The organism is Kushneria sp. Sum13, from assembly GCF_052692355.1.
Genome location: NZ_CP199847.1, coordinates 1,060,871 through 1,082,918 on the forward strand (window position 1 = coordinate 1,060,871; position 22,048 = coordinate 1,082,918).

General features: G+C 57.8%; 23 protein-coding genes. 14 read left to right on the forward strand and 9 right to left on the reverse strand.

What is annotated here, in order from left to right; translation table 11 throughout:
• The 12 genes from hflX to ACUN8C_RS04970 all read left to right on the forward strand — a co-directional run bounded on the left by hflX (position 1) and on the right by ACUN8C_RS04970 (position 13,527).
• Positions 1 to 1,317 (forward strand): ribosome rescue GTPase HflX, encoded by a 1,317-nt coding sequence (gene hflX / locus ACUN8C_RS04915; RefSeq protein WP_445621181.1) that lies wholly within the window; start codon positions 1 to 3, stop codon positions 1,315 to 1,317.
• Positions 1,318 to 1,493: 176 nt separating this feature from the next.
• Complete coding sequence (gene hflK / locus ACUN8C_RS04920) at positions 1,494 to 2,750, forward strand: FtsH protease activity modulator HflK (RefSeq protein ID WP_445621182.1); 1,257 nt, start codon at positions 1,494 to 1,496, stop codon at positions 2,748 to 2,750.
• Positions 2,750 to 3,721, forward strand: a complete 972-nt coding sequence (gene hflC / locus ACUN8C_RS04925) for a protease modulator HflC (protein WP_445621183.1) — start codon at positions 2,750 to 2,752, stop codon at positions 3,719 to 3,721. Before hflK ends, hflC begins: the two co-directional genes overlap by 1 nt.
• Positions 3,722 to 3,893: 172 nt before the next feature.
• The gene (locus ACUN8C_RS04930) at positions 3,894 to 5,078 is read left to right on the forward strand and encodes an ATP phosphoribosyltransferase regulatory subunit (RefSeq protein WP_445621184.1); all 1,185 of its coding nucleotides are present in this window, start codon (positions 3,894 to 3,896) and stop codon (positions 5,076 to 5,078) included.
• A 56-nt stretch (positions 5,079 to 5,134) separates the two neighbouring features.
• Entirely contained in the window at positions 5,135 to 6,430 is a 1,296-nt protein-coding gene (locus ACUN8C_RS04935; protein WP_108843285.1) for an adenylosuccinate synthase, read from the forward strand.
• A 175-nt stretch (positions 6,431 to 6,605) separates the two neighbouring features.
• Entirely contained in the window at positions 6,606 to 7,073 is a 468-nt protein-coding gene (locus ACUN8C_RS04940; protein WP_108843286.1) for an SUF system Fe-S cluster assembly regulator, read from the forward strand.
• Between the two features lie 79 nt (positions 7,074 to 7,152).
• Positions 7,153 to 8,595: a Fe-S cluster assembly protein SufB gene (gene sufB / locus ACUN8C_RS04945; protein WP_445621185.1), complete on the forward strand. Its 1,443-nt coding sequence runs from the start codon at positions 7,153 to 7,155 to the stop codon at positions 8,593 to 8,595.
• A gap of 94 nt (positions 8,596 to 8,689) precedes the next feature.
• Positions 8,690 to 9,442 carry a Fe-S cluster assembly ATPase SufC gene (sufC, locus tag ACUN8C_RS04950; RefSeq protein ID WP_108843288.1) on the forward strand — a complete coding sequence of 251 codons (753 nt, stop codon included), beginning with the start codon at positions 8,690 to 8,692 and terminating at the stop codon, positions 9,440 to 9,442.
• Positions 9,439 to 10,761, forward strand: a complete 1,323-nt coding sequence (sufD, locus tag ACUN8C_RS04955; RefSeq protein WP_445621186.1) for a Fe-S cluster assembly protein SufD — start codon at positions 9,439 to 9,441, stop codon at positions 10,759 to 10,761. Before sufC ends, sufD begins: the two co-directional genes overlap by 4 nt.
• A complete protein-coding gene (locus ACUN8C_RS04960) occupies positions 10,758 to 12,005 on the forward strand; it encodes an aminotransferase class V-fold PLP-dependent enzyme (protein WP_445621187.1) in 1,248 nt (415 codons plus the stop codon). Before sufD ends, ACUN8C_RS04960 begins: the two co-directional genes overlap by 4 nt.
• A 22-nt stretch (positions 12,006 to 12,027) precedes the next feature.
• On the forward strand, positions 12,028 to 12,591 hold the full coding sequence (gene sufT / locus ACUN8C_RS04965) for a putative Fe-S cluster assembly protein SufT (RefSeq protein WP_445621188.1): 564 nt from the start codon (positions 12,028 to 12,030) through the stop codon (positions 12,589 to 12,591).
• Between the two features lie 138 nt (positions 12,592 to 12,729).
• The gene (locus ACUN8C_RS04970; RefSeq protein WP_445621189.1) at positions 12,730 to 13,527 is read left to right on the forward strand and encodes a SanA/YdcF family protein; all 798 of its coding nucleotides are present in this window, start codon (positions 12,730 to 12,732) and stop codon (positions 13,525 to 13,527) included.
• A 57-nt stretch (positions 13,528 to 13,584) separates the two neighbouring features.
• Here the strand turns inward: ACUN8C_RS04970 and ACUN8C_RS04975 are convergent, their stop codons facing one another.
• The 4 genes from ACUN8C_RS04975 to ACUN8C_RS04990 form a co-directional block, all read right to left on the reverse strand.
• Positions 13,585 to 14,028 carry a hypothetical protein gene (locus ACUN8C_RS04975; protein ID WP_086901217.1) on the reverse strand — a complete coding sequence of 148 codons (444 nt, stop codon included), beginning with the start codon at positions 14,026 to 14,028 and terminating at the stop codon, positions 13,585 to 13,587.
• A 158-nt stretch (positions 14,029 to 14,186) separates the two neighbouring features.
• Positions 14,187 to 15,095: a 30S ribosomal protein S6--L-glutamate ligase gene (rimK, locus tag ACUN8C_RS04980; protein ID WP_445621190.1), complete on the reverse strand. Its 909-nt coding sequence runs from the start codon at positions 15,093 to 15,095 to the stop codon at positions 14,187 to 14,189.
• 23 nt (positions 15,096 to 15,118) lie between these two features.
• On the reverse strand, positions 15,119 to 15,556 hold the full coding sequence (locus ACUN8C_RS04985; RefSeq protein WP_445621191.1) for an ATP-dependent zinc protease family protein: 438 nt from the start codon (positions 15,554 to 15,556) through the stop codon (positions 15,119 to 15,121).
• On the reverse strand, positions 15,549 to 16,571 hold the full coding sequence (locus ACUN8C_RS04990) for a DUF3549 family protein (protein ID WP_445621192.1): 1,023 nt from the start codon (positions 16,569 to 16,571) through the stop codon (positions 15,549 to 15,551). The genes ACUN8C_RS04985 and ACUN8C_RS04990 overlap by 8 nt, the downstream gene beginning before the upstream one ends.
• A gap of 283 nt (positions 16,572 to 16,854) precedes the next feature.
• Between ACUN8C_RS04990 and ACUN8C_RS04995 the strand changes: the two genes are divergently transcribed.
• Both ACUN8C_RS04995 and ACUN8C_RS05000 read left to right on the forward strand, forming a co-directional pair.
• A complete protein-coding gene (locus tag ACUN8C_RS04995; protein WP_445621193.1) occupies positions 16,855 to 17,208 on the forward strand; it encodes a YqcC family protein in 354 nt (117 codons plus the stop codon).
• A complete protein-coding gene (locus ACUN8C_RS05000; RefSeq protein ID WP_445621194.1) occupies positions 17,205 to 17,741 on the forward strand; it encodes a gamma-glutamylcyclotransferase family protein in 537 nt (178 codons plus the stop codon). Before ACUN8C_RS04995 ends, ACUN8C_RS05000 begins: the two co-directional genes overlap by 4 nt.
• Positions 17,742 to 17,842: 101 nt before the next feature.
• On the opposite strand, the gene ACUN8C_RS05005 is transcribed toward ACUN8C_RS05000, so the two are convergent.
• The 5 genes from ACUN8C_RS05005 to ACUN8C_RS05025 all read right to left on the reverse strand — a co-directional run bounded on the left by ACUN8C_RS05005 (position 17,843) and on the right by ACUN8C_RS05025 (position 22,044).
• A complete protein-coding gene (locus tag ACUN8C_RS05005) occupies positions 17,843 to 18,412 on the reverse strand; it encodes an OmpW/AlkL family protein (protein ID WP_165814249.1) in 570 nt (189 codons plus the stop codon).
• Between the two features lie 209 nt (positions 18,413 to 18,621).
• Positions 18,622 to 19,599, reverse strand: coding sequence for a lipid A deacylase LpxR family protein (locus ACUN8C_RS05010; protein WP_445621195.1), 978 nt, complete (start codon positions 19,597 to 19,599; stop codon positions 18,622 to 18,624).
• Positions 19,600 to 19,751: 152 nt separating this feature from the next.
• Positions 19,752 to 20,219, reverse strand: a complete 468-nt coding sequence (locus ACUN8C_RS05015; protein WP_445621196.1) for an outer membrane lipoprotein — start codon at positions 20,217 to 20,219, stop codon at positions 19,752 to 19,754.
• Positions 20,220 to 20,410: 191 nt separating this feature from the next.
• Positions 20,411 to 20,842: a GNAT family N-acetyltransferase gene (locus ACUN8C_RS05020; protein WP_445621197.1), complete on the reverse strand. Its 432-nt coding sequence runs from the start codon at positions 20,840 to 20,842 to the stop codon at positions 20,411 to 20,413.
• 2 nt (positions 20,843 to 20,844) lie between these two features.
• Positions 20,845 to 22,044 (reverse strand): JmjC domain-containing protein, encoded by a 1,200-nt coding sequence (locus tag ACUN8C_RS05025; RefSeq protein ID WP_445621198.1) that lies wholly within the window; start codon positions 22,042 to 22,044, stop codon positions 20,845 to 20,847.
• Between the last annotated feature and the right edge of the window lie 4 nt (positions 22,045 to 22,048).

Here is a 22,048-nt window from a genome sequence, read left to right on the forward strand (position 1 = left end):
TTGTTTTTTGAACGCCCCGATTCGGGAGAAACTGCTGTCCTGGTGCACATCGATTTCCAGGACAGCACCGAGCGAGAAGACACTTCAGAGTTCATGGAGCTGGTCCGCAGCGCCGGTGCCGTACCGGCAGCGCTGCTGACAGGCAGTCGACGCTCTCCCAGCCCCAGGCTCATGATTGGTGACGGCAAGCTCGAAGAGCTGCGTGACATGATGACCACGCATCACGCCGAGCTTGTCATTTTCAACCATTCTCTCTCGCCCTCTCAGGAACGCAATCTTGAGCGGGCATTGCAGTGTCGCGTACTTGATCGTACCGGCCTGATTCTTGATATCTTCGCCCAGCGAGCACGAACGCATGAAGGCAAGCTGCAGGTAGAACTTGCCCAGCTTGAATACATGTCGACCCGACTGGTTCGAGGCTGGACGCACCTTGAGCGTCAAAAGGGGGGGATCGGCCTGCGCGGGCCGGGTGAAACCCAGCTCGAAACTGACCGACGACTGCTGCGCGGTCGTATCAAGGCCATTCACAAGCGACTTGATCGGGTTCGCAGTCAGCGCGATCAGAATCGCCGCTCGCGTACCCGGGCAGAAATTCCCTCGGTTTCGCTGGTGGGCTATACCAATGCGGGCAAGTCAACGCTGTTCAATGCGCTGACCAACGCCGAGGTGTACGCGGCCGATCAGCTCTTTGCCACGCTGGACCCCACGCTCAGGCGTCTTGAAGTCAGTGACGTTGGCCCGATTGTCATGGCCGACACGGTAGGGTTCATTCGCCACCTGCCTCACAAACTGGTCGAGGCCTTTCGCGCCACGCTTCAGGAAGCTGCAGAGGCCACCCTGCTGGTCCATGTCATTGATGCTGCCGACCCGCAGCGCGAGGCCCACATCGAGCAGGTCAATGCCGTTCTTGAAGAGATCGGCGCCGGCGAAGTGCCAAGACTTCTTGTCATGAACAAGATCGATATGCTGGGCATGTCGCCGCGACTGGAGCGAAACGGCGATGATGGTGTGTCCACCGTCTGGCTCTCGGCGCGCGACGGTACAGGCTTTGATCTGCTGGAGCAGGCCCTTTCCGAGCGTCTTGCCACGGATCTTGTCGAAACCACGGTCATGCTGGAACCCTCACAGGGCTGGCTGCGTGCTCAGCTCTTTTCCCACGACGCCGTTCAGGAAGAGAGTTTTGATGACGAGGGCAGAACGCATTTGAAGATTCGGCTGCCGCGTCGTGATCTGCTTCGCCTTCTTTCTCATGCCGACGAAAATCCGGATGACTATCTCTCCCGGGCAGAACAGGGCCGGGAACAGTGGCAGGAATAAAGGCCACGTTGTCATCCCAGGAAGAATTTCAGGTCTTTGGCATGACGACATGTTACAAATAGGGACGCTTCCGGCATTATCAGGATGATCGGATATTCAAGGCGCTACCGTAAGAATGGCGCGCAATGACGTTATGAGACTGGCGTTTCGCAACTCTTGCCCAGTGGAGAAGATGTATGGCCTGGAATGAGCCTGGTGGTGGCGGCAATAATAACCAGCAGGACCCCTGGAGTGGTGGTGATCGCCGCGGTGGTAATGGCGGCGGCAATAAAAACCAGGGTGGTGGACCTCCTGATATCGATGAAGTGATCAGGAAACTGCGCAACAAGCTCAATGGACTGCTGGGCCGTCGACAGCTTCGCTCGGTCAACAACGGCGATGACGACAAGGGCAGCAACCAGGGCGGCGGCGGTGGCCGCAGCGCGCTGTTGCTGCCCATCATTGTGTTGATCGTGGGCGTTGTGGTCTGGGCAGGATCAGGGTTCCATCTGATCGACCAGTCCGAGCGCGGCGTCGTGTTCCGCTTTGGCAAGTATACCAATACCATCGGCCCGGGCCTGCACTGGAATCCGCCGCTGATCGATCGGGTAGAAAGCGTCAACGTGACTCGAATCCGCTCTGCCAGCCAGACGGACTCAATGCTGACGCGTGATGAAAACATCGTGCGTGTCAGTATTTCGTCGCAGTACGTGGTGTCGGATCCGCATGCGTTTCTGGTCAATGTTCGCGGCCCCGAAATGACACTGCAAAACGCCATGGACAGCGCGCTTCGTCAGGAAGTGGGCAACATGGATCTGCAGCAGATTCTGACCACGGGTCGTGAAGAGCTGGCCGGCGATATCTACGATCGTCTGGCATCCTACCTGGAAGCCTACGGCACCGGTATTCGACTGCAGACCGTCAACATGGAGTCCACCGCACCGCCGGATCAGGTGCAGGACGCCTTCGATGACGTCATTCGCGCCCGTGAAGAGCAGCAGCGCACCATCAACCGCGCCAATGCCTATCGCGATGCCATCCTGCCGGAAGCCGAAGGTCAGCGTCAGCGCATGATCGAGGAAGCCCAGGGGTACAAGGCGGCGGTCGTTGCTGATGCACAGGGTGATGCCAACCGCTTCATCTCACTGCTGGGTGAATACGAGAAAGCACCGGGTGTCACGCGTCAGCGTCTGTATCTGGACACCATGACCGAGATTTTCTCGAAAACGCCCAAGGCGCTGGTCGATCTGGGTGAAGGCAACAATGCCATCACGGTGCTGCCGCTCAATCAGATGGGACGTGGTGACAACAGCGGCAACCGCAACAGCGACAGCAGCCAGAGCAATGATGCAGAAGCGCGTCAGCTTGAGCAGCTCTCTCAGCAGGTCGTCGAGCACATGAAAAGCAATCAGAAGCAAAACAACGGTCGCAGCAGCCTGCGGGAGGGACGCTAATGTTCAATAATCGCGCCCTTGTCATCGTCATCGTTCTGGGCATTCTTGCCTGGGTAGGCAGTGCCAGCCTCTATACGGTTAACGAAACCGAGCGAGGCATCAAGCTGCGTTTCGGTGAAATCGTGGAGAACGATATTCAGCCGGGCCTTCATTTCAAGTGGCCCGTGCTTAATACGGTACGACTGTTTGATACCCGGGTTCTGTCCGTTGATGCCAGTGCCACACGCTATCTCACCAGCGATTCCAAGGCGGTTATCGTGGATTCGTTCGTGAAGTGGCAGATTATCAATCCGGCGCAGTACTACGAAGCCACGCGCGGCAGCGAACAGGCCGCCGAGCGCCTGATCGCCCCGCGTACCGATGAGGCCCTGCGCAACAAGTTCGGTCAGACGACGCTGACCCAGATCGTGCGCGAGCGTCCTGCAACTCAAAGCGACAACCAGGAAGTCGTCAAAAAGGTGCAGGAAGAAGGCAGCGATGTAGCCACCGAACGGGATGAGCTGATGGTGGATCCCATCTCTCAGCTTGATCAGGCCATGCGTCGTGAGCTTGGTGTGCGCATTCTCGATATTCGCGTCAAGCGTATCGAGCTTCCGAGTGAAGTGACTCAGGCGGTCTATGAGCGCATGAACTCACAGCGTGAGCAGGCGGCTCGCGGCTATCGTGCCGAAGGCACGCGTCAGGCTGAAGAGATTCGCGCCGATGCTGATCGCCAGCGTGAGGAGACGCTCGCCAGCGGTCGTCAGATTGCCGAGACCACCCGCGGTGAAGGCGATGCGTCAGCGGCAGCCATCTATTCGGCGGCCTATCAGCAAAATGCCGGCTTCTTTGATTTCTATCGCACGCTGCAGGCCTATCGTGAAAGCTTCAAGGGTCAAAATGATCTGATGGTGCTGAGCCCGTCGAGCAACCAGTTCCTGCAGCTTTTCAAGCAGGGCAATGGTGACGCTTCTTCTTCGGCGACGCCCTGACATCAGGGAAGATACCCGAGCGGGATTTCTCCGCTGACAAGTTGTGATAGTATTCTTCAACCGGGGGCTACCCCCGGTTTTTTTGTGGCTGTCGTTTGTCGATGGTCGTGATGTGGTGCCTGTTCCCATGCTGTTCGGGCCACCTTTTTTTACTTCTGCCAGGGCATGTTCGATGACCATTGCGGATCGCTGGCTGCTGCCGGACGGTATGGATGAAGTGCTGCCACCCCAGGCACTGCGCATGGAGTCGCTGCGTCGCGGCCTGATGGATCTCTACTATCGCTGGGGGTATGACCTGGTCATGCCGCCACCGGTAGAGTTTCTGGACTCGCTTTTGACCGGCGCCGGCACCGACCTTGATTTACAGACGTTCAAGCTGACCGATCAGCTGACCGGGCGTTTGATGGGCGCCAGTGCGGATGTGACGCCCCAGGTGGCCCGAATGGATGCTCACTCCCTGCGGCGTCAGGGACCGGTGCGGCTTTGCTACTGCGCGCACGTACTGCGCGCCAGAGCCGATGAACATCAGGGCGGGCGCAGCCCCGTCCAGGCGGGCCTTGAGCTTTTCGGCCATGCCGGCATCGAGGCCGACATCGAGATCGTGAAGCTGGCCCTTGCCAGTCTGTCGTTTGCCGGGGCGAGCGATGTTCATCTGGCCATCGGCCATATCGGCATCTATCGCGCACTGGCCGAACAGGCGCAGCTGGAAAACGACGTCGAGTCACTGATTTTCGAGGCGCTGGAGCGTAAGGCGGTCTCGGAAGTCGATGCGCTGATCGAACAGCATATTGGGGATGCCGAGCTTGCCGCCATGTTCAAGCAGCTGCCGCGTCTGCACGGCAGCGCTGATGTGCTCGAGCGTGCCCGGGGCATCTTTGCTAATGGTTCGCAGGCCATTGTCGATGCTCTGGATCAGCTGACCTCGCTGCATGAGGTTCTGCGCGAGGCGCATGAGGACGTCACGCTCTATTTTGATCTGGCAGAACTGCGTGGCTATCAGTATCACACGGGGCTGGTGTTTGCCGCCTACGTCCCGGGCTATGGTCAGGCGCTGGTCAAGGGCGGTCGCTATGACGATACCGGCCGTGCGTTCGGGCGATCCCGTCCGGCGACCGGTTGCTCCATGGATCTCAAGCAGCTGGCGACGCTTTGCCAGCGCGCGCCGTCCCATGACGGTATCTGGGCGCCAGAGGAACAGGATGAGGCCCTGAGCCGACGCATCCATGAGCTGCGTGATGCCGGTGAGCGGGTCGTTCAGCAGTTGCCGGGGCAGTCTACTGATGCCCGGGCCCACTTCTGTGACCGTCAGCTCGTCCGTCGTGATGACGTCTGGCAGGTCGAGCCGCTCGCCAACTGAATTTGACACCCGGTGTCTGCCCCTTCCGGGCAGGCCTTTGAATCAGAGATGAAACAATGGGCAAGAATGTCGTAGTACTGGGCACGCAGTGGGGTGATGAAGGCAAGGGCAAGGTCGTCGATCTGCTCACGGAATCCGCCTCCGCCGTGGTTCGCTTTCAGGGTGGCCACAACGCCGGTCATACGCTGGTCATCGATGGCAAGAAGACCATCCTGCGCCTGATCCCGTCAGGTATCCTGCGTCCGGAAGTCACCTGTGTCATCGGTAATGGTGTAGTGCTGTCGCCGGAAGCGCTGCTCAGCGAGATGGCCGAGCTTGAAGACAGCGGCGTGCCCGTGCGCGAAAGGCTGAGGCTGTCGCCTGCCTGCCCGCTGATCCTGCCCTATCACGTGGCCCTTGATGTGGCGCGTGAAAAGGCGCGTGGCGTGGCCAAGATCGGGACGACCGGTCGCGGTATCGGGCCGGCCTACGAAGACAAGGTTGCCCGTCGCGGGCTGCGGCTCGGTGATATCCTGCATCGCGAGCGTTTTGCCAGCAAGCTGGGAGAGGTGCTGGATTATCACAATTTCGTGCTGACCCGCTATCACGGCGAGCCCGCCGTGGACTTCCAGGAAGTGCTGGATCATGCCATGGCCATGGCCGAAGAGCTGCGTCCGATGATCTGTGACACGGTCTCCTTTGTGCATAACCTGCGAAAGCAGGACAAGAACATCATGTTCGAAGGTGCCCAAGGGTCGCTGCTGGATATCGACCACGGCACCTATCCGTACGTGACCAGTTCCAACACTACGGCTGGCGGTACAGCGACCGGCTCCGGCGTTGGACCGCTTTATCTTGATTACGTGCTGGGGATTACCAAGGCCTACACCACGCGTGTCGGTTCCGGGCCGTTCCCTACCGAGCTTTTCGACGAGTTCGGGCGTCATCTGGCAGAGCACGGTCACGAGTTTGGCTCCAACACCGGCCGTGCTCGTCGCTGTGGCTGGTTTGATGCCGTGGCCCTGCGCCATGCCGTACAGATCAATTCGATCTCCGGAATCTGTCTGACCAAGCTCGATGTGCTGGATGGTCTTGAAAACATTCGTGTCTGCGTCGGTTATCGCACCAAGGATGGTGAGCTGATCGACAACCTGGTAGACAGTGAAGGCTATGAAGCAATCAGCCCGGAATATCACGATCTGCCGGGCTGGCGTGAATCCACGGTCGGGGCACGCTCGCTGGATGCGCTGCCGGCCAATGCCCGGGCCTATATCAGTTTTCTTGAAGAACAGATCGGTACGCCCATCGATATTATTTCGACCGGGCCGGACCGCGTTGAGACCATCGTGTTGCGCAACCCCTTCGATAGCTGAGTTGTGACGGGCACTGCCTTCAAATCCCTGATGATTCATCAGGGATTTTTAGTGTTCGGGCATGGTGTCGGGGCTTTAGAGCCTGAAGCTATCATGCTGATTGGCAAGGAAGTGGGTTCACACCGTCTGTAATGAGGACTAAAATAGTACGCAATAAGTCAGGCAAGAGGCCGACATGCTGAAGCTGTCGAAAATGAGCGATTACGGAGCGGTAGTGATGGCGCAGATTTCGCGTCATCCGGACTGCTCGCATGCTGCTGCCGATATTGCCGATCGCGTCGGACTGCCCAGGCCCACCGTCAGCAAGACACTCAAGCTTTTATTGCGTGCCGGGCTTTTGACATCGCAGCGAGGTGTCAACGGCGGTTATCGACTGGCCCGCTCGGCCAGTGCCATCACGGTGCGCGATATCATCACCGCCATTGATGGTCCGGTGGCCATGACCGAATGCAGTCACGGCCACGGTGATTGTGACCTGATGTCCAGCTGTGGGGTGGCCAGCAACTGGCAGCGCGTGTCGCTGGCCGTACGTCAGCTGCTGGACAGTGTCACGCTGGCTGACCTGGCGCACGATGCGCCAATCAAATTGCCCGTACAGCTGCCCATACAGAGTGTGGCACTCGGTGAGGCGCGCAGGCTCTGACGGACCGCAGACGATATAACACGACGGTTCCGACCAACGACCGATGAGACGAACAGTACCCGTTTGAGGGGAGAGGATCATGGCTACCGAAGCAATGGAGCAGCTTGCTCGTCGCGAGTACAAGCAGGGGTTTGTGACCGATATCGAAAGCGATACGGTTCCCCCTGGACTCGACGAAAGCGTTATCGCCTTTATCTCGCAGAAGAAGGGCGAGCCGCAGTGGATGCTGGACTGGCGTCTTGAGGCCTATCATCAGTGGCTCAAGATGACGTCACCGTCCTGGGCGCATCTGGATTATCCGCCGATCGACTATCAGGCCATCTCGTATTTCAGCGCGCCCAAAAAGCCGGAGGATCGACCCCAGAGTCTGGACGAAGTCGATCCCAAGCTTCTGGAAACCTATGAGAAGCTCGGCATCCCCCTGCATGAGCGTGCAGCGCTCGCCGGTGTGGCCGTGGACGCCGTCTTTGACTCGGTCTCCGTGACCACCACCTTCCGAGAGAAGCTTTCCGAGGTCGGCGTCATCTTCTGCTCGATCTCCGAAGCCATACGTGAGTATCCCGAGCTGGTACGCCAGCATCTGGGGACGGTCGTTCCTCAGGGGGACAACTACTTTGCGGCGCTCAACTCGGCGGTCTTCACCGACGGTTCATTTGTCTACATCCCCGAGGGCGTAACCTGCCCGATGGAGCTGTCGACCTATTTCCGCATCAATGCCGCCAATACCGGACAGTTCGAGCGTACTCTGATCGTCTGTGACAAGCGCGCGCAGGTGTCCTATCTGGAAGGGTGCACGGCGCCGCAGCGTGACGAGAACCAGCTGCACGCAGCGGTCGTCGAACTGGTGGCGCTGGAAGATGCCTATATCAAGTATTCCACCGTCCAGAACTGGTACCCGGGCGATGAAGACGGCAAGGGTGGCATCTACAACTTCGTGACCAAGCGTGGCGATTGCCGCGGTGACCGGTCACGCATCAGCTGGACACAGGTCGAGACCGGCTCTGCCATCACCTGGAAGTATCCGTCCTGCCTGCTGCGCGGCAACGAGAGCAAGGGCGAGTTCTATTCGGTGGCGGTGACCAATGGTCGTCAGCAGGCCGATACAGGCACCAAGATGATCCATATCGGCAAGAATACGTCCTCGACGATCGTCTCGAAGGGCATTGCTGCCGGCAAAAGCAACCAGTCCTATCGGGGCCTTGTCAAGGTGTCGCCGCGTGCCACCGGCAGCCGTAACTTTACCCAGTGCGACTCGCTGTTGATTGGCGACAAGTGCGGCGCCCATACCTTTCCCTATCAGGAAATCGGTAACAGCCGCTCTACCATCGAGCACGAGGCGACCACCTCGAAAATCGGTGACGACCAGCTCTTTTACTGCAAAAGCCGCGGTATTTCGGAAGAAGACGCGGTCAGCATGATCGTCAACGGCTTTTGCAAGGACGTCTTCCAGGAGCTGCCGATGGAGTTTGCGGTAGAAGCCGAGGCGCTGCTGAGCGTCACGCTTGAAGGTTCGGTCGGCTAATAACAGTTGATGCGGGCAGCCCTGATGGCTGCTCGCGCTGGCAATTTTCGTGTAGCCGCCCGGCGGCGCATCATTACAGAATCAGGGTTACAACATGCTCGAGATCAAGGATCTTCACGCGACGGTAGAAGGCAACGAAATCCTCAAGGGAATCACGTTGTCCATCAAGCCCGGTGAAGTACACGCCATCATGGGTCCCAACGGCGCCGGCAAGTCGACACTGTCGGCCGTACTGGCCGGTCGTGATGGCTATGAGGTCACTCAGGGCACCATCACTTTTGATGGCAAGGATCTCATGGAAATGGAAGTTGAAGAGCGTGCGCAGGCAGGCCTTCTGATGGGCTTTCAGTATCCGGTCGAGATTCCGGGGGTCAAGAACATCTATCTGCTCAAGTCAGCGCTCAACGCGCAGCGTGCTGCGCACGGGCTTGACGAGATGCCGGCACCCGAATTCATGAAGCTGATCAAGGAAAAGATCGCCTTCATGAAGATGGACTCAAGCTTTCTGCATCGCGCCGTTAACGAAGGGTTTTCGGGCGGTGAGAAAAAGCGTAACGAAATCCTGCAGATGCTGGTGTTGCAGCCGAAGCTGGCCCTGCTTGACGAGATCGACTCCGGTCTTGATATCGACGCCATGAAGGTCGTGGCCGAAGGTGTCAATTCCCTGCGTGACGAAAACCGCGCCATTTTGATGGTGACGCACTATCAGCGCTTGCTTGATCACATCACACCGGATCAGGTCCACGTGCTGATTGATGGCCGTATCGCCAAGTCCGGCGATCGTCATCTGGCCGAAGAACTTGAAGCGCGCGGTTATGAATGGGTTATCGAGGAGCCGGCCGCATGAGTCTGCCTGAAACACTTGTGAAGCGCCTGCATGAAGCGCCTGTCGGTGAGCCCGAGTGGCTCGCCGAAAAGCGTCGTGTCGGGGCGTCGCACCTTGAAACGGTCGGCTTTCCCTCGCGTCGTGATGAGGCGTGGAAGTACACCGACATGTCCCGCTTCTCCAGTCTCGAGTTTGGTCAGGCCGACAGTGCAGAGCTCGATCAGGCCCGCCTTGATGCGCTCAAGCTGGATATCGATGCCTGCCGACTGGTGTTTGTTGACGGTATTTTCAATGCCGAGCTGTCCGACCCTGCGCCGAGCGCCGGGGTGACCGTGACTCCCTTGTCTCAGGCGCTGACAGGGGATCAGCATGGCCTCAGCGAACAGCTGGGACAGCTCACCAGTATCGATTTCTCGGCCTTTACGGCGCTGAACACGGCGCTGACCACAGAAGGTGTGGTCGTAAACATCGGCAAGGGGCAGGCCATCGAGACGCCGATTTATCTGCTGTTCGTCTCGCGCAACAACGCAAGCCCGGTCATGAGCCATCCGCGAATTCTGGTGCGCTGCGAGGCCGAAAGCGAAGCCACGCTGATCGAGCATTATGTGGGCGAGCAGGGTGCTGCCAACCTGACCAATGTCGTCACCGAAATCCAGATGTCACCGGCGTCCAGGCTTTCGCACTACAAGCTTCAGGAAGCGAGCCAGAGTGAGTATCACGTGGCCAGCATCCAGGTGGATCAGCGTCGAGATACGAATTTCACCTCTCACAACCTGAATCTGGGTGGTGCGGTGGTGCGTAACGATATCGTTACCGATCTCAATGATGAAAACGCCACGGTGGACCTGCTGGGGCTGTTCTTCGGCCAGGACCGACAGCACATCGATAACCACACCAAGGTCAATCACAACGCGCCGCGCACGTATTCCAACGAGAACTACAAGGGTATTCTCGATGGCCGTGCCCGGGGTGTCTTCAATGGCCGGGTGTATATCAAGCGCGATGCTCAGCAGGTGCTGGGGTATCAGAGCAACGCCAACCTGCTGCTCTCCGATCGTGCCGAGATCGATACCAAGCCCGAACTCGAGATCTACGCAGACGACGTGCAGTGCTCTCACGGCACGACCACCGGTCAGCTCGATGAAAACGCCATCTTTGCCCTGCGTGCCCGAGGCATTGATGAGCAGATGGCCCGCGGGCTTCTGACGCTGGCCTTTGCCAACGAAGTCATGCAGCGTATTCGCCATGGCGCGCTGACCGATCGTGTCGAACGTGCGGTAGCGGGCAAGCTGCCTGACCGCTTCAACCTCGAAAGCCTGGTAGAAGATACTTCGCTATGAGCATGACCGACGAACTCACGCTGGATGTTCAGGCCCTGCGCGCGGAATTTCCCGTGCTGGGCCGCAAGGTTCATGGGGACAAGGCGCTGGTCTATTTTGACAATGCCGCCACGACCCAGACCCCGAAAGCCGTGCTGGATACCTGGGTGGATTATTTTGAGCGCTACAACGCCAATATCCACCGTGGGCTGCATCGTCTGGCCGATGAAGCCACACAGGCCTATGAGCACAGCCGCGACACCGTGCGCGAGTTCGTCAATGCCGAAGATGTTCGCGAGATCATCTTTACGCGCGGTACCACCGAGGCCATCAATCTGGTGGCCCAGAGCTGGGGTCGCAGTGAGCTTGTTGAAGGCGACGAGATTCTGATTTCACGGCTGGAGCACCACTCCAACATCGTGCCGTGGCAGATGCTGGCACAGGAGAAGGGCCTCACCATCCGGATCATTCCGGTGGATGAGCGTGGTGAGCTCGACATGGCGGCCTATCGGGCACTGTTTACGCCGAGAACCCGTCTGGTCTGTGTCGCACATGTCTCCAATGCACTCGGAACGGTCAATCCTGTCGCCGAGATGGCGCGCATCGCGCATGAACACGATGCCCGTATTCTGGTCGATGGTGCTCAGGCGGTCGCGCATACGCGGGTCGATGTGCAGGCACTGGACGCTGACTTCTACGCCTTTTCAGGGCACAAGCTCTACGGGCCGACCGGGGTTGGCGTGCTGTATGGCCGTTTTTCCCTGCTCGAAGCGATGCCGCCCTGGCAGGGCGGTGGCGAGATGATCAAGACCGTCAGCCTTGAAGAAGGTACCCGTTTTGCCGAACCGCCTCACCGGTTCGAGGCGGGGACGCCGGCGATCGCCGAAGTGATCGCACTGGAACGGGCCATTCGCTGGGTCACCAATCTTCATTTTGAGCTTCTGGAAGACTGGGAGCAGCGCCTTTTGAAGCATGCCACCGAGCGCATGAAAGGCATTGATGGCATGCGCATCATTGGCGAGGCACCGCACAAGGCTGCCGTAATCTCCTTTGTCGTCGAGGGGGCCCATTCCCAGGATATCGGCCTGCTGGTCGATCAGTTCGGGGTGGCCATACGCACCGGTCATCACTGTGCGCAGCCCTTGATGCATCACTACGGGCTCGATGCCACCTGTCGGGCGTCGTTTGCTGCCTACAATACGCTTGAGGAAGTGGACTATTTTGTCGATGCCCTGCAGCGTGTCGTGACCATGGTTCGCGATTGAGCATGATCAGAGAGGGTTATTGATGAGCGCGATCACGTCCCTGCAAAAGGGGCACCAGCTACCGCTTCAGCGCAGTGTCGAGGCCATCTCGATTCCCTTTGGCAAGCCGGTCTGGCTTGATGAGGACGAGACGGTTCAGGTCATGCAGGCGCTTGGGACATCAGTGTCGGTGCTCTTTAAGGGCAACATGTATCTGATCGAAGGCTTTAACCTGGATGCCTTTGGCATGGAGCCCATGGAAAGGCCCCATCTACCCGATGGCGCTACCGACCAGGAACTTGAAGCCTTTGTCTGGCAACAGCTTCGCACCTGTTTTGACCCCGAAATACCGGTCGACATCGTTGAGCTGGGTCTGGTCTATGGCTGTAAAATCACAACGCTGATCGACGGGCAAAAGATGGCCCAGATCAAAATGACACTGACGGCACCCGGTTGTGGCATGGGTGAAGTCATTGCCGAAGATGCCAAGCACAAGATTCTGGGTGCCGAGCAGATCAACCGGGTCAACGTTGAGCTGGTCTTTGATCCGCCCTGGTCACGGGAAATGATGAGCGATGAGGCAAGACTGGCGCTCAACATGTTTTGAAGGCTTGAAAGCTTCCTGTTCAACGCCCCGAAAGCTCAGGCTTCGGGGCGTTTTCGCATGGGTATTGCTCGTTTGGAAGTGGTCGCTTAAGCTGGCTGACGGTCTGTTTCGGTGATTTTCTGGCGAATGAAGAGATACATGGCAGGATTGCTCAAGGGCACGGCAATCGTGGGTGCCATGGCATTGGTGCTGATCTTGATTGTGACGGTCAGTGCCAATTACTGGGTGTGGCGAAAAACCCATGCCAGCATCACGCTTGATAGCAGTCAGTGTGTGCATGAGCCGGTAGGGCTGGTTTTTGGCACGTCCTACGGGTTACGCGGCGGGGGAGAAAACCCGTGGTATCGAGCGAGACTGGATCTTGCCGCAAGTCTCTGGAAGTCAGGACAGGTCGATCATCTGCTGATTTCAGGAGATAACCACACGCGCTATTACAACGAGCCCGTACGCATGTGGCGCGATCTTCGGCGAGAGCAGATACCGGATGCGGCCATGACGCTGGATTACGCAGGCTTTAGTACCTTTGATACCCTCGCGCGCAGCCGGGATGTTTTTGGCGTATCACGTGTTACGCTCATTTCACAACGCTGGCATTTGCCGCGGGCGCTTTTCATTGCTCAATATCTGGGGCTTGAGGCCAGAGGATGTGCTACCCGTGGTCGATCAGTGTTCGATGATCGCTGGATGTGGGCAAGAGAAGTGCTGGCACGCGTACAGGTCATTGCCGACCTTTATCTTTTTAATCGGCACCCCTATTTTCTGGGACCGAGCATTGTATTGCCCACTGCCACAGAAGCGCCCGGTAACATCATTCCGGTTTACCGGCGCGTACCCATGCCGATGCCTGTAGAACAGGCCTTGAGCGATCTGCGTACCCGCCTTGAAGTCCCGCAGCAGGGTCAGGACCTGAAAAGCGTGCCCTGGCGCGTGCTGTAGGGGGCCATTGTTCCTGGCAGGTCGGTATTTCGGGAATGGAGCAGTGTTCCGGGGCGATCAGCGTTTTTTCTGGTGCTGATACTGATGCAGGACACGGATGGTGGCGCGGCAGTTCTTCCAGAGCCGCTCCATGACGGGCTCGATCTCTTCCGGAAGAGCGTGGGTCATCATGGTGGAAAGCGCCTGCATGATGATGCGTTCCTGCTCCAGCAGCTCATTGATCAGCACATGTTCATTGTTGACCACAAAACTCTTGAGCCGGCTCCAGAGCCAGAGATAATCATCGCGCTCGACATCGGCGTCACGGGGCAGCAGATCAAGATGACGTCGTGCCTGTTGCTGCAACAAGCGCATATCATGACGGCGTTCTTCAAAGCAGGGATTTAGTGCCTCACGCATGTCATTACGCAGGCGGGCGACATTATCCTGATAGTAGTCAAGGCTATCGGCCAGAGCCTCGAGCAGGCCATCCATCGCCGCCTGGCGATTGTCGAGAAACATGAGGGACTATCTCCACTGATGCGAGAAGAATTGGGGGAAGGTAGTGAAATTCTAACGCGCCCGGGGGATTTGTAACATCCATCAGCAGGGATTTATTAAAGAAAATGCCTGCTGATGGGAGGGTGATCTTATGGCGTGAGTCAGAGAGCCTGCGACTATCAGCCCTTCGGTCGGGGGGGGGCTTTTTTCACCGGGGCAGCATTGCGGGCAATATGGTCAATGATCATGCCGGCGACATCCTTGCCGGTGCTGGTTTCGATGCCCTGAAGCCCGGGAGAGGAGTTGACCTCCATGATGACCGGCCCGTGATTGGAGCGCAAAAGATCAACGCCTGCCACCTGAAGGCCCATGGCCTTGGCGGCACGAATGGCAGTAGAGCGCTCCTCGGGGGTAATCCGGATGCTGCTGGCGCTGCCGCCGCGGTGCAGATTGGAGCGAAATTCTCCTTCGGCGGCCTGACGCTTCATGGCCGCGACTACCTTGTCACCCACCACGAAACAGCGTAGATCCGCCCCGCGTGCTTCCTTGATGTATTCCTGCACCATGATATTGGCATTCAGGCCCATGAAGGCCTGAATGACGCTCTCTGCCGCCTGCTGGGTTTCTGCCAGCACCACGCCGATTCCCTGAGTCCCTTCCAGCAGCTTGATGACCAACGGGGCGCCCTTGACCATCTTGATCAGATCGTGGATATCGTCGGGAGAATGGGCGAAACCGGTAATCGGCAGGCCCAGCCCCTTGCGAGACAGAAGCTGCAGCGAGCGCAGCTTGTCGCGTGACCGGGTAATGCCGACCGAGTCGTTGAGTACATAGGTGCCCATCATTTCAAACTGGCGCAATACTGCCGTGCCATAGAACGTGACCGAAGCCCCGATGCGCGGAATGACAGCGTCAAAGGGCTCAAGCTGTTCGCCCCGATAATGAATCGTGGGGTGATGAGAGGCGATGTTCATGTAGCAACGCAGGGTGTCGATAACGCGCACCGTGTGTCCACGTTGCTCGGCGGCCTCGATCAGTCGTTTGGTGGAGTAAAGATTACGATTGCGGGACAACAGGGCGATATGCATGAAGATGTCCTTGTGAGCCGGGCTCAGGGTGTACCGTGCAGGAAGGCAGTGCCGGGTGCGACCAGCACCCTTTTCATGGCACGACGTCCCAGCAGCATTGGGTGTTTCATGGCCGCGCGATCGACCAGGGTCAGGTCCAGCTCCTGGGTCAGTTCTCCCAGTTGCATGGTAGTGCGAATCACATATCGCCAGCTGGCATGGCCATTGGAACTTCTGACTTTGCGCCGGTCACTGAGGGGCAGGGTAAATCGGCTGTCATCCTGCGTATCGTCACCGCTCCAAGTGTCAAAGCTGATCCACCACTGACCCTGCTGCTCAAAGGCATGAATATTGCGGGCGTGCAGGGCCGATGTCCTGGCGCCGGTATCTATCTTGCAGGCCAGACGCAGATCAAGCTCGGGCAGGGCCACCATCTCTCGACGGCCCACGATGGCTCTTGGTGTATAGGGTAGCTCATCCATGCTGTTCTCTCTGTATCGCGTCGATCTGCTGCCACAGGGCGGAACCGGGGCTTGCCTGCTTCATGGCCATGATCATGGGCAGACGAAGGCGCGGAATACGGGTCAGATCCTGCACCAGTACCCTGAAGTCATGCGCCTCAAGCTGCGAGATACTGACAAGATAGTCGATGCTGCGTTGTTCATGCTCAAGATGGTGCCAGCCACGTGCGGCAATGGTGGCCAGTGCCGTTGTCTCCAGCGAATGCTGTAACAGGTTGTCCAGCCAGCTGCCGGCCTGCTCGAGCGGGCTGGCCAGTATGGCGCCCATGACCGGCTGATAACGCGGATGAGGTGTTGGCACGGCCTCATGTTGCGCCATCATGGCATCAAGCAGGGTTTCCTTCTGTATGGGCGCATGAACAAGGCAATCACACAGGGCCACCAGGGCCTGATCGGGCAGCTGTGCCAATCGCCGGGCCAGACGCCTTTCGTCGTCATCCGTTTTGCGTACGACCAGATCGGCGATGCCCTGAAGCCCCAGTGCCTGCCAGGCCTGTGAGCTGTCATCATTTAAATAATAGGCGCGGGCATCGTCATAATAGTGACTGGGCGGCAGCTCAAGGTCATGAGCAATGCGCGCATGCAGCAGCGCCCTGGTAAGGTCGTTGGGCTGCAGGGCAATGGCCACATCCTTGAGGGTTTCTGCGGCACTGTCGAGCGCCAGGCTGCCATCAGGCTGGCGTTGAAAGGTGCTCATCAGTTGTTCAAGAAAGCCGTCGCGCAGTGCCGGGACCAGCATGGACTGCTCATCCAGAGGCAGCGCCAAACACCAGATGATGGGCTCGCTTGTGGCAGCGGGCGTAAAGACCAGCGCTACCTGTGCCTGTGATTGCCAGGGCTGGGGCCATGCCATCTGCTGTGTTTCAAAGGCCCTGAAGTGCTCGATGGCACACGGCACTACCCGACGCCCGAGAGAATAGATTCGGGGCGTGATGTCGGCATGAGTAAAAAGATCGACAAGTGTGGGCGTTAACATCAGGGCGTTTCCAGAAGGGTTCATATCGGCGCGGCCGCGCAATGTATCGTGTTGATGGTCAGGGCGCCAGCCCCGCGCTGTGCAAAAAATAAACAATCTTGTGCAGCCTGCGAATCAACAGGGTCAGGCAAAACTATCCCGATCTTATCCACACGTTCGTTCAGTCTATCTGTGCAAAACACGATGGCCGGCCGATGGCAGGACGGCATCAGGCTTTCATCATTTTATTCACTGCTCAGGGCACGCATAATGACCACAACATATCTTTTGATCAGGAACCCCCATGACGCAATATGAAGCGCTGAATGTTGCACTGACACGCCTTGAAGCCGCCATGCGCGCAGGTGATCTCTGGCAGAGTCAGACTCGGCCCGAGCCTGCTGCCTTTGACAGCGAGCAGCCCTTTAATGCCGATACGATGTCACTGGGCCAATGGCTGCGCTATGTCTTGATTCCGCGGCTTCGAAGCCTGATGGATGGCGAACATCCGCTGCCGTCCGATGCCAGCATTGCCCCGGCCGCTGAAGTCTATCTGCAGGAAAACAAATCCAGCGTCCGATTGCCCATTCTGGAAGCGCTGCGCGATGTGGATAACGTGCTCGTCAACGGGGAGCTGCGTTCACAGGAGGGCCAATGAGCGATCGTGGTACCTGCGAAAGTGACGTTAAGGTGCATTACTACTTTGCCTATGGCAGCAACATGAACGCAGCCAGAATGCAGGCGCGCGTCGGGGATACCCGGCGCATGCTGTCTGCACGTCTTGTCGGCTGGCGGCTGTACTTTGACAAGGCTTCCCGTGTGGATGGCATAGCCCATGCCAATGTCAGAAAAGAAGAAGGGGAGCATGTCGAGGGCGTGCTTTATGAATTGACGCATCCTGCACAGATCCGGGATATGGACCCCTTTGAAAATCATCCTGATGAATACTGTCGTCAGGTCGAATGGGTCGATACTGCTGACGGGCCTCTGGCGGCCTGGGTGTATGTGGCCCTGCCTGAAAAAACAGGATCCGGGCGACTGCCGGCACGTGAATACCTGGGTCACCTCCTGGCGGGCAGGGCGTTTCTTAGCTCTGCCTATTTCGAGCGATTGAGTGCCCAACGCTGTATAGATAGTCTTGGAGATGACGCGCTGCGATCTCTGGGCATCTCGCGCACCACGCCGGGATAGGCGCCACATGGGTTCAGTGCGGCAGACATGAAAAAGGCCACCCATCAGGGTGGCCTTTTGTATTCTGCAGTCATTCATGCAGAACCTGTCATATCCGGCTTTTAGAAGCGGAAGGAGACGCCGCCGCCAACAGTCAGCGGATCCAGATCACGATCACCGCTGCCGGTGTAATCAGCCTTCAGATCGGTGTACTGGACAAAACCGTTGAGCGCCCAGTTGTCAGTGATCAGAAGATCAGTACCTACCTGTGCAGTCGGTGCCCACTGACGCTTTTCAAAGCGATCAGCACCGCCATTGAGGCTTGAATCGTTGAAGGTAACGTAGCTGGCACCCAGACCGGCATAGGGCTGAACACGTGAATCGGTGCCACCCAGCGGATAGTACTGCGCCATGATGTTGTACTGCTTCATCTTGAAGCTGTCACCATTGCTGCCGTTGTAGTCATTGCTGTTACTGCCGCTGAGTTCAACGCCCAGCTTGTCAAACGGCATGACACCGATCGCGCCGTTCCAGGTGTTTTCGTCGTCGAACTTGCCGCTGGCAGTCATGTCTGATTTGACGACATCAGCGCGGGCATAGACATCACCCTGACCATAAGCCATGGCAGACTGAGCGGCGAAAACGCTGGAGCCTACCAGAACAGAAGCTGCGAAGAGTTTGTTCAGAGTCATGATCTTCTCCTTGCTCGAAATGAAAGTGTTCATATCGATGGGGTTGTAGTTGGAAAACGCTGTTTCCTAATGCTTGGTACCAACTATAGAGAACACTGTTTTGTTTGTCACGTTATTTTTTTACAGTGTTTCTTATCGTTTTAATAATTGAAGCCTATGGATCGATAGCGCGCTGACTCAAGCGTTTATGGCTGTCTGCTGTCAAAGGATTACAGCCAGCTCGACAGCGTCACCACGCCAAAATAGTCAGCGCCATCCTGACGTTCGAACTCACGACTGCGCTTCATGGTTGTCAGGCTTAAATTGTAGCGATCCCATGAAATTGCGCCACCAAATTCCAGGTCTCCAACCCACTGACGCTTGTTGACGCTATGACTGTCTTCAAAGGTATTGCCATCCAGCAGCAGATTACGGGCCATGAAACGCCCCTGCGCGTTGGCAAAGACATACCAGTTAAAGTGACGGTCACGGGAAAACATCATGTTCGAGGACGAGTAGGGGGCCATGCCGGGCGTGGTGTACTGATTGTCCAGTCGTCGGCCAAGACGGATCCCCACTCCTGCGGAGGCATAGTCATAGAGATTGCCCAGAGCAAAGCCGGCACTGGGACCATATTCCATGTCCAGACTGCCAAGGTGGTCGCGATACCACCAGCTGCGCTGCATGGCCAGTGTGACGGTGGGCTCATTATGCAGCTGATTGTGCCAGCCTTTGGGGTCGTCGCTGTCGACCAGGTGATGAAAATTCTTTTGTACGGTACTGGCGCCGGAACCCGGGCCAACAAGGCCGATATCCAGCGAGACGGCATCATTGACGCGCCATTGTGGCGTCAGATCATGGCGATACAGCGACACCCCGCCGTAGAGATAGCCTGCATAAGGGCGATCATCGGTAATCAGGTCGTGGCGTTTGGTGTCTTCAGGCGTATACATCTGCTGGCCGAAGCGATAGGAAGCGGCATCAACATCATCTGCGGCCCAGCCCGGAATCCAGTCAGCCATCGAGCGGGTCCAGTGATCGCCTTGCGGCTCAAAGGTCCAGTTGGCTTCAAACCCGTTGGTATAATGGCCGTCATCGCTTTGAGCAGCGAAGAAGTCGTTGGAAAGCTTGAGGTTTAAAACGCCATCTGCCATGGCAGAAGCGGAAAGGAGCAGGCCACTGCCTACCAGTATTGCGCGCCGGATCATGAAGAAGGTTCCCGTTTTGATAATGCTATTTTAATGAACAGGCTTACTTTATACGATGATAACGGATAGTGCTTTCTTCATGCCGGATACATTAAAAAACCGCCATGAGGGCGGTTTTTCATAAGCGCTGCGAGGGCATGGCGCTGAAGGGCTTATTCAGGTGCGATGCTCATGCTGTTGCCGGAACCAATCATTCTGACGCGCTGGCCGGGCTGATAGGGCGTATCGGCCTTTTGCACCACCACGATGTCCTGCCCGCTGTCAGTGCGGACCTGAATTTCGTAGGCGCTGACCTGATTGGCACGGTCCTCGACCTTGCTACCGGCGATGGCACCGCCGATACCGCCTACCGCGGTGGTCAGAACGCGGCCGGAACCGCCACCGAACTGATTGCCCAGCAGGCCACCCAACACGGCGCCGCCGATGCCGCCAAGCCCCGAATTGTTTTCGTTGCCGGCCTGAATGGTGACAGGACGTACACCAGTGACCGTGCCATAGGTTACGTTGCGAGCGGTCTTGGCCTGATTGCCGGTATAGGTATTACCGGAGTAGATGTCGCTATTGGCGCACCCGCCAAGGGTCAGGACGCCAAGGGCTGCAATAGCAAGATAACGCTTCATGGGTAACTCCTGCGTCGGCCTGTGACACCGACAGACTGTTTGTTCTGGAACACCGTTTGACAATCAAGGCCGGCACAGGTTTCTACGGCCTCGGCACTATGATCACGATTACCATCAGGCTGACGGCCGGAAGGCATGCCTGCAACACTGTAGCCTGCAGGCATAGCGACTGCCAGCGGTGCCTGTTTCGTTCAGGGAAGCTCCAGCGTCATGTCACGATGCGGGATGCCCGCATCCATGTAAATATCGCCATGGGCCTCAAATCCCAGTTGTTCATAAAATCCGGTGGCCTGCACCTGGGCGCTGAGAACGCAGTGCGTAAACTGCTGTGTTCGAGCGTGGGCAATGACGTGATGCATTAACCTTGCCCCCAGCCCAAGGCCGCGATGGGACTCAACGATGGCGACGCGGCCGATATGACCATCAGGAAGCAGTCTTGCGGTACCACAGGAGATTTGACCCTCGCGCATCAGAAAGTGCGTGCACTCCGGGTCAAGAGCGTCCAGCTCCTCACTTTCATCCACGCCCTGTTCCTGAATAAAGACGACACGTCGAATATGGCTACAGGCGTCACTCAACGTGGCCCAATCGCCGGATACGATCGTGATGTCGTCATCATGCATGTTCAATCCTCTGTGACATCGTCATCATCAGTATCATCGTCTTCTTCTTCCACCCAGCGCAGGCTGCCGCGATTGATCAGCGTGGCGAGCAGAGTGTCGGCACCTTCCAGCGTCAGAATTTCCTGGTCCAGGATGCGCGCACTGGAGAGTCGCTTTGCCAGTGTGACACTACAGGGATAGCCATCACCATCCACAAAGAGCGTGGCCTGTTCGTCCTCTGGATGCCAGGCCAGACGTGACCCTGGCGCCGGTTCCAGTAGATCGCCTTCTTCAAGTGCGCTACGCAGCGTTTCTTCGCGGACCGGTGCCATGGGGGGCATGAGCTGGTCGGGATATTTGACCTGCGTCATGGTGCGCCCGAACCACTGTGCCATCTGTTCGGGATTGTCCAGAGCAGTGAGCATTTGCTGGCGGACGCGGGCAAGCGTGGTGTCATTGATCAGAGCGCTGTCCTGAGCCGCTTCAAGGTCCGGGTCGTGATAGCGTGATGATTCATCAAGCTGCTCACCGAGATAATCGGCCCAGGAGGTCACCATCTCATCCATGGACGGCGCGCGAAAGCCGACCGAAAAGGTCATGCAGTCTTCGCTCTGGCTGATGCCGTGATGCGCCACGCGTGGCGGTAGATACAGCATGTCGCCGGGCTCGAGCACCCAGTCCTGATCGTTGGAGACCTGAAAGTCGGCGAGAATGCGCAGATCAATGCCATCAATGATGGGCGCATCCTCGGGCATCACATCACCGAGCTGCCAGCGCCGCTGGCCGCTGGCCTGCAGAAGGAACACGTCGTAATTATCGACATGCGCACCGACATTGCCGCCCGGCGGGGCGAAGCTGACCATGATGTCATCGAGGCGCCAGCGCGGAATGAAGGTGAAGTGTTCCAGCAGCTCGGCCACATCCGGCACATAGTGGTCGACGGCCTGAACCAGCAGCGACCAGTCCTTGCGTCCAAGGCGGGCAAAGGTCTCTTCATCGAAGGGGCCGTGAGAGACCTGCCAGACCTTGTCCGGACCTTCCAGTTCGACCAGACGTGCCTCGACATTCTCTTCACAGGCCAGCCCTGCCAGCTCATCGGGCTCCAGCGGCGACTCGAAATCGGGGAAGGCGCCCCGAATCAGCAGCGGTTTTTTCTGCCAGTAGTCACGCAGGAAGGTGTCGGCCGACATGCCTCCCAGCGGAAGGCGCGTATGTTCTGTCATGATG

Bases quoted from the DNA above. Each gene is read 5' to 3' on its own strand.
- hflK (WP_445621182.1), top strand. From the start codon at position 1,494: ATGGCCTGGAATGAGCCTGGTGGTGGCGGCAATAATAACCAGCAGGAC.
- ACUN8C_RS04960 (WP_445621187.1), top strand. From the start codon at position 10,758: ATGAGCATGACCGACGAACTCACGCTGGATGTTCAGGCCCTGCGCGCG.
- ACUN8C_RS04995 (WP_445621193.1), top strand. From the start codon at position 16,855: ATGACGCAATATGAAGCGCTGAATGTTGCACTGACACGCCTTGAAGCC.
- ACUN8C_RS04990 (WP_445621192.1), bottom strand. From the start codon at position 16,571: ATGTTAACGCCCACACTTGTCGATCTTTTTACTCATGCCGACATCACG.
- rimK (WP_445621190.1), bottom strand. From the start codon at position 15,095: ATGCATATCGCCCTGTTGTCCCGCAATCGTAATCTTTACTCCACCAAA.
- ACUN8C_RS05025 (WP_445621198.1), bottom strand. From the start codon at position 22,044: ATGACAGAACATACGCGCCTTCCGCTGGGAGGCATGTCGGCCGACACC.
- ACUN8C_RS04940 (WP_108843286.1), top strand. From the start codon at position 6,606: ATGCTGAAGCTGTCGAAAATGAGCGATTACGGAGCGGTAGTGATGGCG.
- sufC (WP_108843288.1), top strand. From the start codon at position 8,690: ATGCTCGAGATCAAGGATCTTCACGCGACGGTAGAAGGCAACGAAATC.
- ACUN8C_RS04975 (WP_086901217.1), bottom strand. From the start codon at position 14,028: ATGTTTCTCGACAATCGCCAGGCGGCGATGGATGGCCTGCTCGAGGCT.
- hflC (WP_445621183.1), top strand. From the start codon at position 2,750: ATGTTCAATAATCGCGCCCTTGTCATCGTCATCGTTCTGGGCATTCTT.
- ACUN8C_RS05020 (WP_445621197.1), bottom strand. From the start codon at position 20,842: ATGCATGATGACGACATCACGATCGTATCCGGCGATTGGGCCACGTTG.
- ACUN8C_RS05010 (WP_445621195.1), bottom strand. From the start codon at position 19,599: ATGATCCGGCGCGCAATACTGGTAGGCAGTGGCCTGCTCCTTTCCGCT.
- ACUN8C_RS04985 (WP_445621191.1), bottom strand. From the start codon at position 15,556: ATGGATGAGCTACCCTATACACCAAGAGCCATCGTGGGCCGTCGAGAG.
- ACUN8C_RS04970 (WP_445621189.1), top strand. From the start codon at position 12,730: ATGGCAGGATTGCTCAAGGGCACGGCAATCGTGGGTGCCATGGCATTG.
- ACUN8C_RS04935 (WP_108843285.1), top strand. From the start codon at position 5,135: ATGGGCAAGAATGTCGTAGTACTGGGCACGCAGTGGGGTGATGAAGGC.
- ACUN8C_RS05005 (WP_165814249.1), bottom strand. From the start codon at position 18,412: ATGACTCTGAACAAACTCTTCGCAGCTTCTGTTCTGGTAGGCTCCAGC.
- sufD (WP_445621186.1), top strand. From the start codon at position 9,439: ATGAGTCTGCCTGAAACACTTGTGAAGCGCCTGCATGAAGCGCCTGTC.
- ACUN8C_RS04930 (WP_445621184.1), top strand. From the start codon at position 3,894: ATGACCATTGCGGATCGCTGGCTGCTGCCGGACGGTATGGATGAAGTG.
- ACUN8C_RS05015 (WP_445621196.1), bottom strand. From the start codon at position 20,219: ATGAAGCGTTATCTTGCTATTGCAGCCCTTGGCGTCCTGACCCTTGGC.
- sufB (WP_445621185.1), top strand. From the start codon at position 7,153: ATGGCTACCGAAGCAATGGAGCAGCTTGCTCGTCGCGAGTACAAGCAG.
- sufT (WP_445621188.1), top strand. From the start codon at position 12,028: ATGAGCGCGATCACGTCCCTGCAAAAGGGGCACCAGCTACCGCTTCAG.
- ACUN8C_RS05000 (WP_445621194.1), top strand. From the start codon at position 17,205: ATGAGCGATCGTGGTACCTGCGAAAGTGACGTTAAGGTGCATTACTAC.